10 protein-coding genes are annotated in these 12,912 nt (G+C 62.4%); 7 read left to right on the top strand and 3 right to left on the bottom strand.

Going from position 1 to position 12,912, the window contains the following annotated elements; translation table 11 throughout:
* Positions 1 to 102: 102 nt before the first annotated feature.
* Entirely contained in the window at positions 103 to 2,010 is a 1,908-nt protein-coding gene (locus IB265_RS22045) for an AMP-binding protein (RefSeq protein WP_057252009.1), read from the top strand.
* Positions 2,011 to 2,055: 45 nt separating this feature from the next.
* On the opposite strand, the gene IB265_RS22040 is transcribed toward IB265_RS22045, so the two are convergent.
* Entirely contained in the window at positions 2,056 to 2,922 is an 867-nt protein-coding gene (locus IB265_RS22040) for a LysR substrate-binding domain-containing protein (RefSeq protein ID WP_192495173.1), read from the bottom strand.
* Positions 2,923 to 3,063: 141 nt separating this feature from the next.
* Here IB265_RS22040 and IB265_RS22035 point away from each other — a divergent pair, with 141 nt between their 5' ends.
* A complete protein-coding gene (locus IB265_RS22035; protein ID WP_057252007.1) occupies positions 3,064 to 3,450 on the top strand; it encodes an ectoine synthase in 387 nt (128 codons plus the stop codon).
* 74 nt (positions 3,451 to 3,524) lie between these two features.
* Here the strand turns inward: IB265_RS22035 and IB265_RS22030 are convergent, their stop codons facing one another.
* The gene (locus tag IB265_RS22030; protein ID WP_043624204.1) at positions 3,525 to 4,226 is read right to left on the bottom strand and encodes a DUF1013 domain-containing protein; all 702 of its coding nucleotides are present in this window, start codon (positions 4,224 to 4,226) and stop codon (positions 3,525 to 3,527) included.
* 227 nt (positions 4,227 to 4,453) lie between these two features.
* Here IB265_RS22030 and acs point away from each other — a divergent pair, with 227 nt between their 5' ends.
* On the top strand, positions 4,454 to 6,403 hold the full coding sequence (gene acs / locus IB265_RS22025) for an acetate--CoA ligase (RefSeq protein ID WP_057252006.1): 1,950 nt from the start codon (positions 4,454 to 4,456) through the stop codon (positions 6,401 to 6,403).
* Between the two features lie 171 nt (positions 6,404 to 6,574).
* Here acs and IB265_RS22020 read toward each other — a convergent pair whose 3' ends face one another.
* Positions 6,575 to 6,775 carry a DUF1674 domain-containing protein gene (locus IB265_RS22020; RefSeq protein WP_057252005.1) on the bottom strand — a complete coding sequence of 67 codons (201 nt, stop codon included), beginning with the start codon at positions 6,773 to 6,775 and terminating at the stop codon, positions 6,575 to 6,577.
* Positions 6,776 to 6,899: 124 nt separating this feature from the next.
* Here IB265_RS22020 and htpX point away from each other — a divergent pair, with 124 nt between their 5' ends.
* From htpX to purH, 4 genes are all read left to right on the top strand, one after another.
* Complete coding sequence (gene htpX, locus IB265_RS22015) at positions 6,900 to 7,859, top strand: zinc metalloprotease HtpX (protein ID WP_057252004.1); 960 nt, start codon at positions 6,900 to 6,902, stop codon at positions 7,857 to 7,859.
* Positions 7,859 to 9,271 (top strand): RsmB/NOP family class I SAM-dependent RNA methyltransferase, encoded by a 1,413-nt coding sequence (locus IB265_RS22010; protein ID WP_192495166.1) that lies wholly within the window; start codon positions 7,859 to 7,861, stop codon positions 9,269 to 9,271. The genes htpX and IB265_RS22010 overlap by 1 nt, the downstream gene beginning before the upstream one ends.
* A 210-nt stretch (positions 9,272 to 9,481) precedes the next feature.
* Complete coding sequence (locus IB265_RS22005) at positions 9,482 to 11,167, top strand: heparinase II/III family protein (protein ID WP_057252002.1); 1,686 nt, start codon at positions 9,482 to 9,484, stop codon at positions 11,165 to 11,167.
* 124 nt (positions 11,168 to 11,291) lie between these two features.
* Positions 11,292 to 12,902, top strand: a complete 1,611-nt coding sequence (gene purH / locus IB265_RS22000; protein ID WP_192495165.1) for a bifunctional phosphoribosylaminoimidazolecarboxamide formyltransferase/IMP cyclohydrolase — start codon at positions 11,292 to 11,294, stop codon at positions 12,900 to 12,902.
* Positions 12,903 to 12,912 lie beyond the last annotated feature (10 nt).

Below are 12,912 nucleotides of genomic sequence, written 5' to 3'. Positions count from 1 at the left end.
GCCGCATTACGCTTTCGTCGGGGTTCCCCTGCCCACCCATTAGCCTATCCTTGTGCACGAGGAGGCCGGACATGTCCGGCAAATGCATAGGGAGGAACGGAAATGGCGAGTCGCTATTCCGAAGTGTACGCCGCCTGGAAGGCGGATCCGCAAGGCTTCTGGTCCGGTGCTGCCGACGCCATCGACTGGTACGAGCGTCCGCAGCGTGCATTCGATGCTGCGGCGGGGACCTACGGGCACTGGTATGCCGGTGGCTCGACGAACACCTGCTACAATTGTCTCGACCGTCATGTCGAAGCGGGGCGTGGCGAGCAGGTCGCCTTTATCTATGACAGTCCGGTCACCGGGCGGGTCGAGCGCATCTCCTATGCGGCATTGCTTGCCGATGTGGCGGCATTGGCTGCCGTCTATCGGAAGCTCGGTGTTGGCAAGGGTGATCGCATCATCATCTACATGCCGATGATCCCACAGGCGGCGGTTGCCATGCTGGCCGCCGCCCGGATCGGCGCCGTGCATTCCGTGGTCTTCGGCGGTTTTGCCGCCAACGAACTGGCGGTGCGCATCGACGATTGCCAGGCGAAGCTCGTGGTTTCCGCAAGCTGCGGCATCGAACCCGGTCGAACCGTCGCCTATAAGCCGCTGCTCGACGCGGCGCTGGAGATCGCGACCCACAAGCCGGCGCATTGCCTCGTCTTCCAACGGGAAATGGCGGAAGCGGAGATGATGGAGGGGCGCGACATTGATTTCGCATCGGCGCTGGCCTCCGCGAAGCAGGCGGGTGAAGAGGTCGGATGCACACCCGTCGCCTCCACCGATCCGCTTTATGTGCTTTATACGTCGGGCACGACCGGCCAGCCCAAGGGCGTGGTGCGCGACAATGGCGGCCACATGGTTGCGCTCAAATGGTCCATGGAGAACTTCTTCGGCGTCCAGCCGGGAGAGGTATTCTGGGCCGCCTCCGATATCGGCTGGGTCGTCGGCCACTCCTATATCGTCTATGGCCCGCTCCTCAACGGCAGCACCTCGATCCTCTTCGAGGGCAAGCCGGTCGGCACGCCTGACCCCGGAACCTATTGGCGGATCATTGCCGAGCATGGCGTCGTGGTGATGTTCACGGCGCCGACCGCTCTGCGCGCGATCCGCAAGGACGATCCCGACGCGTCCTATGTCGGCCGCTATGACCTGTCGCGCTTCCGCGCGTTGTTCCTTGCCGGTGAGCGGGCGGATCCGGATACGATCCGCTGGGCGGAGAAAGCGCTTGGGGTGCCTGTTATCGACCACTGGTGGCAGACGGAGACCGGTTGGCCCGTGGCCGGCAATCCCATGGGCCTCGGCCTGCTGCCGGTCAAGTACGGTTCTCCGGCGGTCCCACTGCCGGGGTATGATGTCCAGATTCTCGACGATGCCGGACATCCGGTCGGCCCGGGCACGCTCGGCAATGTCGTCGTAAAACTGCCGCTGCCGCCCGGCTGTCTGCCGACGCTCTGGAATGCCGACCATCGTTTCCGCGCGGCCTATCTCGAAGAATTCCCCGGTTACTACAAGACCGCCGATGCCGGCTATCTCGACGAGGATGGTTACATCTTCATCATGGCGCGCACCGACGACATCATCAACGTCGCCGGTCACCGCCTCTCGACCGGGGCAATGGAGGAAGTCTGCGCCAGCCATCCTGATGTCGCCGAATGCGCTGTGATCGGGATAGCCGATGATTTGAAGGGTCAGGTGCCAGCGGGCTTCCTCGTCATCAATTCCAATGTTTCCCGTGAAACGTCGGAGATCGAACGCGAAGTAATCAGCCTCGTGCGCGAGCGCATCGGGCCGGTGGCGGCCTTCCGCCTGGCGATTTGCGTCAAGCGACTACCGAAGACGCGGTCGGGCAAGATCCTGCGGGCGACGATCCAGAAGATTGCCGATCGCCAACCCTGGAAAATGCCGGCGACGATCGACGATCCGGTTATCCTGGACGAGATCACGTTGGCGCTGCATGGCCGGGGAATCGGCATCTAGCGACTTCCTGAGCCGGCTTATAATGTGAGCGCCACTGCGCTTGCATCAAGACCTGACGACGGTCGCGATCCAGTCGCTGAAGATTGACACTGCCTTTGAGCGCGCGGTCTTGGTGATGAGAAAATAGCTCTCGTCTTCGAGAGTGGCGATGTCGGAGAGGATCACGAGGTCGCTACTTTCGATTTCGCGCCGGAAGACCTCGACCGGACAAAGGGCCACGCCATGGCCGGCGATGACGGCCGTGGCGAGAAGGTTGAAGTCCTGGAAGATGGGGCCTCGCAGGCTTTGTCCCGTCGTCACCCCTGCCCTGGCGAACCAATCGCGCCAGCGCGAGGTTGTCTCGTCGTGCAGCAGATCGGCGGAAGCGATCGCCTGCACTGCCCTCAACTCACCTTTCCGTTCGATGTAACGGGGGCTCGCAACTGGCCGATTGATTCGCGAAAACAGCCGGTCTGACCGCGTCCCTTCGCTCGTATCGGCGCCGAGAGTGATGAGGATATCACAGCCGGTTTCGCGCAATTGCTGTTCGGCCATGGCGTAGACGACCTTGACGTCGACCTCGGGATGACGGCCGAGAAATTCACCGAGTGCCGGTATCAGCCAGCGGGTGGCGATCGAGGGAATACAGGCGACGCTCACTTGCGCCTTGGCATTCAGCCGCAGCAACTCGGTTTCCGCGGCGATGCGCTCGAATGCCGAGGTCAGCGCTGCTGCCAGGCTCTCGGCTTCCGCCGCCAGCCGCACACCACGTTTCTCCCGCACGAACAGCGGCCGGCCGAACCACTCCTCCAGCAGCCGGATCTGGTGGCTGACGGCCGCATGCGTCACGTGCAGTTCGTCGCCGGCACGGGAGAAACTTGCCAAACGCGCCGCGGCTTCGAAGGCGCGCAGCATGCCAAGTGGTGGCATCATCATCTGTAAATTTTCCTCATCAATCCCTTGAGGAATCGTCGTTTGATTGGGTGCCGCTGTCAACGGATACTGGGACTATCCCGGTAGCGGGTCGGAATCCTCACCCGAAAACATTAGAAATCCTTACAGATGGAGAGAGCCATGTTCGTGCGCAGCCTGCAGCAGATCGAAGCAACCGATCATTTCGTCGAATGGGGCAGCGGCACCAGTCATCGGCTGCTTACCGAGAAGGATGGCATGGGCTTCACCGTCTGCCACACCGTGGTGCGCGCCGGCACGGTGTCTCTGCTCGAGTACCGCAATCATCTGGAGGCCTGCTACTGCATCGCCGGCCACGGCGAGGTCGAGGACATGCAGGGCAAGATCTTCCCGATCAACAAGGGCGACATCTACGTGCTGGACCAGCACGACAAACACTATCTGCGCGGCGGCAAGGGCGAGGATCTGATCCTCGTCAGCATCTTCAATCCGCCGCTTAAAGGGACCGAGCGCCACAACCTCAACGATCCATCCGGTTCGGCTTACTGAACACATATTGAACGCTGGCCAACAAAAAAGCCCGGATCGACGATCCGGGCTTTTTTCATCGAGCTGGACGGCGATCAATAGTGATCGTCTTCGTCCTCGTCCTTGCGGTCCGACTTCAGCGACTTGAGCTTGGCGAAGACGGCATCGGCGTCGATTTCCTTCTCTTCCTCACGCTCGTAGCTGAAGCCCAGCTTTTCGGTCTCCTGAGCCGATTCCAGCGTCTGGCCGAGTTCGGCAGCTGTCGGCAGCGGGCGGCCCTTGGAGGCGCGTTCGACTTCGAGGTCGAGGTCGATCTGCGAGCAGAGGCCGAGGGTCACCGGATCCATCGGCGTCAAGTTGGCGGAGTTCCAGTGGGTGCGCTCGCGGATCTGTTCGATCGTCGACTTGGTCGTGCCGACGAGGCGCGAAATCTGCGCGTCCTTCAACTCGGGATGGTTGCGAACGAGCCAGAGAATGGCGTTGGGGCGATCCTGGCGCTTGGAAACCGGGGTGTACCGCGGACCTTTACGCTTCGAGTCGGGAACGCGGACCTTCGGCTCGGAAAGCTTCAGCTTGTGGTTGGGGTTTCCTTCTGCGCGAGCGATCTCGTCACGCGAAAGCTGGCCCGTGGCAATCGGGTCGAGGCCCTTGATGCCCTGCGCGGATTCACCGTCGGCGATCGCCTTTACTTCAAGCGGGTGCAGCTTGCAAAACTGCGCGATCTGGTCGAAGGACAGCGCGGTATTGTCAACGAGCCAGACGGCTGTTGCCTTGGGCATAAGCAGTTGCTGAGCCATGGATATAGTCCTTTTGTCCGCCGCGCCGGTGTCGCGGGCCGTGGAGTCTACCACTGATTTCCGGGAAATGTGGGCCTCTATACCGTCCTTGTCTCAAAATTGCAATTCTTCAGTTCCAAATGTCCTTTTGTCTAATTGCGGCGGGCATTTGACCTGCTATGTATGTCCGCGAAACGGGCTGGCCCTGGGAGTGGCGAGCCGCACTAGGAATGCGTAGGGAGGAAAATATGTCCGCCAAAATCTATCCGGTGTTGAAGTCTGCCAAGAGCCGGACGCTGCTCGACAATGCCACTTACCTGAAGTGGTATGAGGAGAGTGTTTCGGACCCGGCAAAGTTCTGGGGCAAACACGGCAAACGGATCGATTGGTTCAAGCCCTACACCAAGGTCAAGAACACCTCCTTCAAGGGCAAGGTTTCGATCAAGTGGTATGAAGACGGCCTCACCAACGTCTCCTACAACTGTATCGACCGCCACCTGAAGACGCATGGCGAGAAGACGGCGATTATCTGGGAAGGTGACAACCCCTATATCGACAAGAAGATCACCTACAACCAGCTCTACGAGCAGGTTTGTCGCCTCGCCAACGTGCTGAAGAAGCATGGCGTCAAGAAGGGCGACCGCGTCACCATCTACATGCCGATGATCCCGGAAGCGGCCTATGCGATGCTCGCCTGCGCCCGCATCGGTGCGATCCATTCGGTCGTCTTTGGCGGCTTCTCGCCGGACGCGCTTGCCGGCCGTATCGTCGACTGCGAATCCACCTTCGTCATCACCTGCGATGAGGGCGTGCGCGGCGGCAAGCCGGTACCGCTCAAGGAAAACACCGACACGGCGATCGACATCGCGGCCAAGCAGCATGTCATCGTCAACAAGGTGCTCGTGGTCCGCCGCACCGGCGGCAAGACCGCCTGGGCGCCGGGTCGCGACCTCTGGTATCACCAGGAAATCGCGACTGTGAAGCCGCATTGCGAGCCGGCGAAGATGAAGGCGGAAGATCCGTTGTTCATCCTCTATACCTCGGGTTCGACCGGCAAGCCGAAGGGCGTGCTGCACACGACCGGCGGTTACCTCGTCTATGCGTCGATGACGCATGAATATGTCTTCGACTACCGCGACGGCGAAGTCTACTGGTGCACGGCCGACGTCGGCTGGGTCACCGGCCACTCCTATATCGTCTACGGCCCGCTGGCGAATGCGGCGACGACCGTAATGTTCGAAGGTGTCCCGAATTTCCCGGATGCCGGGCGCTTCTGGGAAGTGGTCGAAAAGCACAAGGTCAACGTCTTCTACACGGCGCCGACGGCGATCCGCTCGCTGATGGGTGCCGGTGACGACTTCGTCAAGCGCTCGTCGCGCTCGTCGCTCCGCCTGCTCGGCTCGGTCGGCGAGCCGATCAACCCGGAAGCCTGGGAGTGGTACTACAACGTCGTCGGCGAGCAGAAGTCGCCGATCGTCGATACCTGGTGGCAGACGGAGACCGGTGGCATCCTGATCACGCCGCTGCCGGGCGCAACCGATCTGAAGCCCGGTTCCGCCACCCGGCCGTTCTTCGGCGTGCAGCCGCAGCTGGTCGACAATGAAGGAAACGTACTTGAGGGTGCTGCTGACGGCAACCTCTGCATCACCGACAGCTGGCCCGGCCAGATGCGCACGATCTACGGCGACCACGCGCGCTTCGGCCAGACCTACTTCGCCACCTACAAGGGCAAGTATTTCACCGGTGACGGCTGCCGTCGCGATGAGGACGGCTATTACTGGATCACCGGTCGCGTCGACGACGTTCTCAATGTTTCCGGCCACCGTCTCGGAACGGCAGAAGTCGAATCGGCGCTGGTATCGCATCACCTCGTCTCGGAAGCGGCAGTTGTCGGCTATCCGCATCCGATCAAGGGCCAGGGCATCTACTGCTATGTTTCGCTGATGGCCGGCGAAATCGGCAATGACGATCTTCGCGCTGCTTTGGTGAAGCACGTCCGTTCGGAAATCGGACCGATCGCCACGCCGGACAAGATCCAGTTCGCACCGGGCCTGCCGAAGACCCGCTCTGGCAAGATCATGCGACGCATCCTGCGCAAGATCGCCGAAGACGATTTCGGCGCGCTCGGCGATACTTCGACGCTCGCCGATCCGGCCGTCGTCGACGACCTCATCGCCAATCGTCAGAACAAGGCCTGATCTCTTGCGGCCGCTACGAGCCCACTGGGTGTGTAGCGGCCGTTTCGACTGAAACAAATAAGGTTTGCACGTGATTTGCGGTGTCGCTGCACGCAGTGCTCTGCACCTGTGGCGATTTAGTGAGCCGGATTCAGTTCGCAGCTAAGGGGCCGGCGGCTTGCCGCCTCAAGCTTAGAAGTCGATCGCCCGACCCTTGATCTCCCAGTCGCCGTAGCGGGCAGGATCTTCACCGCCGCGTCCGCCGATCTCTGGTGGCAATTCCTTCTTCTCTTCCGCCTGACGCCGCTCTTCGGCTTCCTTCAGCGCGCGCATGGCTGCGGGCGGCAGTGGCCGTTTCGGGCGATCGGGAGCGTTGTCATTGTCGTTCTGCATCTGAACGGTATCCGGATTCGAGCATCAATATTGAAGAACGGGGCATTTGCACCCATCATATAGGATGCCGTTCACACAACGGGAACCCTGATTCACGTGAAACATCGACGATCCGGAGACTTAGATGAACCTTGTCCGCACCGCCATGCTGCTTGCAGTCATGACCGCCCTGTTCATGGCGGTGGGCTTCGTCATCGGCGGACGCGGCGGCATGATGATCGCCTTCGTCATGGCCGCGGGCATGAACTTCTTCTCGTACTGGAACTCCGACAAGATGGTGCTGCGCATATATCGCGCCCAGGAAGTCGATGAGCGCAGTGCGCCGGAGTACTACGGCATCGTGCGTGACCTTGCCCGGAATGCCGGTCTGCCGATGCCGCGCGTCTATGTGATCGACAGCCCCCAGCCGAATGCCTTCGCCACCGGTCGCAATCCCGAAAATGCCGCGGTTGCCGCCTCCACCGGCCTGCTGCATGCGCTGAACTATGATGAAGTGGCGGGCGTCATGGCGCACGAACTGGCGCACGTGCAGAACCGTGATACGCTCACGATGACGCTGACGGCGACGCTTGCCGGCGCGATCTCGATGCTCGGCAACTTTGCCTTCTTCTTCGGCGGCAACCGTGAAAACAACAATCCGCTCGGTTTCATCGGCACGCTGGTCGCCATGATCGTGGCGCCGATGGCGGCGATGCTGGTGCAGATGGCGATCAGCCGTACCCGTGAATACTCGGCTGACCGGCGCGGCGCCGAGATCTGCGGCAAGCCCATGGCGCTGGCCTCGGCGCTGCAGAAGATTGCCGGTGCGGCGCAGCAGATTCACAATGACGACGCCGAACGCAATCCGGCGACGGCGCATATGTTCATCATCAACCCGCTCTCCGGCGAGCGGATGGACAACCTGTTCTCGACCCATCCGAACACCGAAAACCGGATTGCGGCCCTGCAGCAGATGGCCCAGGAAATGTCTTCGGTCTCGACGCCGCCGGTTCGGGCTGATAATCCGGTGCGCAAATCGCGCTCTGTACCCTCTACCGGTTGGGGTCGCGGTGGTTCCGAACCACCCAAAGGTCCCTGGTCCTGATGTCCGCAGATAACAAGAACGATTCACCCCCGAAACGATCGCACCGAAACGGCGCCGCAGCGAAATCGAAAAAAGCCGCCGATTCGCCTCGCGGCCCGGAAAAACCGGGGCTGAAAGCACGTCAGGCCGCCGCCAAGATTCTCGGCGCGGTGATCGACCGCAAGACGTCGCTCGACGGCATGCTCGACAGCGAGCACGGCAATCCGGCCTATCGCGAACTCAGTGAGGCCGACCGTGCTCTGGTGCGGGCGATCCTGAACTCAGGGCTTCGCCATCTCCCGCGCATCCAGGCCGCCATCAATTCGCTGCTGCAGACGCCTTTGCCGGAGGGCGCGCGCGCGCTTGATCATGTGCTTGCCGTCGCGGCAGCGCAGATCCTCTATCTCGATGTGCCTGATCATTCGGCCGTCGACCTCGCCGTCGAGCAGGCGCAGGCGGATCCCCGCAATCGGCGTTTCGCCAATCTCGTGAATGCTGTTCTTCGGCGCCTGTCACGTGAAAAGGATGCCCTTCTCGAAGGTATGCGTGATGTCCCGGCGATGCCAGATTGGTTCTTCGAGCGCCTGGTCGCCCGCTATGGCGCTGGGCCAGCGCAACAGATCGCAGATGCGCAGCTGACGCCGGCGGCAATCGATTTGTCGGTCAAGTCTGAACCCGCAGCTTGGGCCGAGCGTCTTGGTGGCATCGTCTTGCCGACAGGTTCGGTCCGTCTCGGCGCATTCTCTGGCTCCATCCCTTCCTTAGCCGGATTCGACGATGGCGCCTGGTGGGTTCAGGATGCTGCAGCGTCGATACCGGCGCGGCTGTTCGGCGACCTCAGCGGCAAGCGGGTCGTCGATCTCTGTGCCGCGCCGGGCGGCAAGACCGCACAGCTCATCCTTGCCGGCGCCGAAGTGACGGCGCTTGATCAGTCCGGCAGCCGTCTGCGTCGGCTGAAGGGCAATCTGAAGCGGCTTGGCCTGGAGGCGGAGACGAAGGAAGTCAACATGGCCGACTTCCAGCCGGAAACGCTATTCGATGCGGCCCTGCTCGATGCACCCTGCTCTTCCACCGGCACGACACGTCGTCACCCCGACGTGCTGTGGACCAAGGGGCCGGAGGATATCGCAAAGCTCGCCGCCTTGCAGGAGCGGCTGCTCCGCCATGCGCTCACCGTCGTCAAGCCCGGCGGTGTCGTCGTCTTTTCCAATTGCTCTCTCGATCCGCTCGAAGGCGAAGAGGTTGTTGAGCGAGTTGTTGGTTCCAGTGCTCATTATGAGCGGGTTGCGATTTCGGCTGCGGACTGGCCGGGGCTGGAGGACGCAATCACGCCGCTCGGCGAAATGCGCACCACGCCGGCGATGTTCCCGCTCGACGCGCCCTTTGCCAGTGGTCTCGACGGCTTCTACGCGGCGGTGATTCGCCGCAAATAGCTGCGCCAACCGAAGTTGAGTCGGGCAAAACAGGGCTCAAGGCCCTGTTTTGCCGCGTCATTTGACGCTTTGGCGCCAGAGGCCTATCAAAGATGACAGGATTGATAAAAGTTTAACGGTCTCTCTGGCACCATGCGGCGGCTGGCGCGAGACCATCGCCCGTTCAGATGTTGAGCGGTCGTGCCAGAAATGAGGAAACCGGCGGCCTTGATGTTGTTTTCCGGCAGGCGGAGGCTTTCTTACCTGTATGTGCGTGAAGGCTGGCGCCGGGTGTCGCGCCGGCTGTCGATCGGCCGCGTCTCCACTTTGCGTTTTACTGGCTCGACGCCCAACCGCCTGATCGTCGCGCCGACCGATCTTAGAGCCGTCGATCCCTTTGTTGCCGAAGAAATTCTCGCCGGCCGTTTCCCGCTTGCCGGCCGCGTTGTCGATACGGAAGGCGAGTCGCCGTTCGAGATCGACCTGCCGTCGCGCGAGTTCGCGGCGCGTCTCCACTCCTTCGGCTGGCTGAGGCACCTGCGTGCGATCCGCGAGGATGCCGGCTATGTGCGTTTGCGCCAGATCGTCGACGACTGGATCGCCACCCACGGCCGCGATCTCGGCGGCATTGCCTGGGATCCGGATATCATCGCCCAGCGCATCATTGCCTGGCTTTCCCACTCGCCCGTTGTTTTGCGCAATGCGGAGCATGGTTTCTATCGCCGTTTCCTGAAGAGTCTGGCGCTTCAGGTGCGCTACCTGCGCCACATCGCAGAGACGGTGCGCGATGGCGAGGCGAGGCTTCGGGTGCGGCTTGCGCTTGCCATGGCGTCGGTCGCCATGCCAGCTTCGCCGAGCGCCATTCGCAAAGCCTCGCGCCATCTCGACCTCGAACTCGATCGCCAGATCCTGCCGGATGGCAGCCATTGCTCGCGCAGCCCGCGGGCCGGGCTCGAATTGCTGCTCGATCTGCTGCCGCTTCGGCAGACCTACGTCAATCTCGGCCATGACGTGCCGTCGCGGCTGATCCCCTGCATCGACCGCATGTATCCGGCCCTGCGCTTTTTCCGCCATCAGGGCGGCGAGCTCGCGCTGTTCAACGGCGCGACGTCGGTCCTGGCGCACGAACTGGCCTCGGTGCTGCGTTATGACGAGACCGCAGGCGAACCGTTCCGTTCGCTGCCCCATGCGCATTACGAGCGTCTGGCGATCGAGAACACGGTCGTCATCATGGATACCGGCCGGCCGCTTTCCGTCGATCTCTCGCGCAGCGCCCATGCCGGCTGCCTGTCCTTCGAAATGTCGTCGGGCAAGACGCGCTTCGTCGTCAATTCCGGTGCCCCGAAATTTGCCGGCGACCGTTTCCGGCAGATGTCGCGCACGACCGCAGCGCATTCCACTGTCACCGTCAACGACACGTCCTCTTCGCGCTTCTCGCAGTCCCGTTTCCTGGGGCCGATCATGACGACAGGCGTTTCGAAGGTAACGGTGGCACGGAAAGACGAGCCTGGCGGGCTGGAGTCGGTGACGGCAAGTCATGACGGTTATCTTGCGGCCTTCGACCTGGTCCACGAACGCGACATCGGCGTCCTGAACGGCGGCCGCATGATCCGTGGCCGCGACCGGCTGTCGCGGGCCGATGGCAGTGATCCGGACGACGGCAATACGGCAACGGCTGTCGCGCGTTTCCACATTCATCCGGCCGTGGGCATCCGCCAGAATAATGCGCGCGAGATCTTTCTGACCGCGCCGGATGGCGAAATCTGGCTCTTTGCCTGCCAGGACGGAGAGCTTGCGGTGGAGGAGGACATCTTCTTTGCCGATCCTTCGGGCATCCGCGCGTCGTCGCAACTGACCGTAACCTTCGCCGTCGCCCGTCAGCCGGAGATCCAGTGGACCTTCTCGCGCGCGAACTGAGGTGCTTATTTTAGCGCTACCGTCTCGTGGAGGTTCCTTCTCCAGACAAGCTATGCTAACGGGCAGCCATCCCAACCGCCGGAGCTTCTTCCCGGGCGTCCGGCGCCGCCAAAGGAGCATGGTGATGGCTGTCGCCTCGAAGAAAATCCCCGCACCGAACGAGGTTACGGTTCGCACCGCCCTCCTCTCCGTGTCCGATAAAGCAGGCGTCGTCGATCTGGCGCGTGCTCTTCACGAAAAGGGCATCCGGCTCGTATCGACCGGCGGCACGCACAAGGCGCTCTCGGAGGCCGGCCTACCGGTGAGCGACGTTTCCGAACTGACCGGCTTCCCCGAGGTCATGGATGGCCGCGTGAAGACGTTGCATCCGGGCGTTCACGGCGGTCTTCTGGCGATCCGCGACGACGCCGACCACGTTGCCGCCATGTCGACGCACGGTATCACTGCGATCGACCTCGCAATCATCAACCTCTATCCCTTTGAAGAGGTCCGCGCCAAGGGCGGCGATTATCCGACGACGGTCGAAAACATCGACATCGGCGGCCCGGCAATGATCCGCGCCTCGGCCAAGAACCATGCCTATGTGACGATCGTCACCGATCCGGCCGACTATCCGGTTCTTCTGGAAGAGCTTGCTGCCGGCAAGACGACCTATGCCTTCCGCCAGAAGATGGCGGCCAAGGCCTATGCCCGCACCGCGGCTTACGATGCAGCCATCTCCAACTGGTTCGCCGAGGCGCTCGATACGCCGATGCCGCGCCACCGGGTAATCGGCGGCGTGCTCAAGGAAGAGATGCGCTACGGCGAGAACCCGCATCAGAAGGCCGGGTTCTATCTCACCGGCGAGAACCGCCCGGGCGTCGCCACGGCAACGCTGCTGCAGGGCAAGCAGCTCTCCTACAACAACATCAACGACACGGACGCGGCCTTCGAACTGGTCGCCGAATTCCTACCCGAGAAGGCGCCGGCCTGCGCCATCATCAAGCACGCCAACCCCTGCGGCGTTGCGACGGCGCCGACGCTGGCGGAAGCCTATCGCCGGGCGCTTGCCTGCGATTCCACCTCGGCTTTTGGCGGCATCATTGCGCTCAACCAGGAGCTCGATGCCGAAACGGCGGAAGAAATCGTCAAGCTCTTCACCGAAGTGATCATCGCACCGTCTGTCAGCGATGCGGCCAAGGCGGTCATCGCCCGCAAGCCGAACCTGCGGCTGCTTTCGACCGGCGGCCTGCCGGACCCGCGCATCCCCGGTCTTGCCGCCAAAACCGTTTCCGGCGGCCTGCTGGTCCAGACGCGCGACAACGGCATGGTCGAAGATCTCGAGCTCAAGGTCGTGACCAAGCGCGCGCCGACGGCCCAGGAACTCGAGGACATGAAGTTCGCCTTCAAGGTGGCCAAGCACGTGAAGTCGAACGCGATCGTCTATGCCAAGGATGGCCAGACCGCCGGCATCGGCGCCGGCCAGATGAGCCGCGTCGATTCCGCCCGCATCGCTGCGATCAAGGCCGAGGAGGCGGCGAAGGCGCTCGGTCTCGCAACGCCGCTCACCAAGGGCTCCGCTGTCGCCTCCGAAGCCTTCCTGCCCTTTGCTGACGGTCTGCTGTCAGCGATCGCGGCGGGTGCCACCGCCGTCATCCAGCCGGGCGGCTCGATGCGTGACGAAGAGGTGATTGCCGCTGCCAACGAGCACGGCGTTGCCATGGTCTTCACCGGCATGCGCCACTTCCGCCACTAGAGCAGTTCCA

It is taken from the genome of Ensifer sp. ENS10 (assembly GCF_014852025.1).
Lineage (GTDB): Bacteria > Pseudomonadota > Alphaproteobacteria > Rhizobiales > Rhizobiaceae > Ensifer.
The sequence above is the reverse complement of the archived record's forward strand: the minus strand, read 5'-3'. Positions and strand labels throughout refer to the sequence as shown.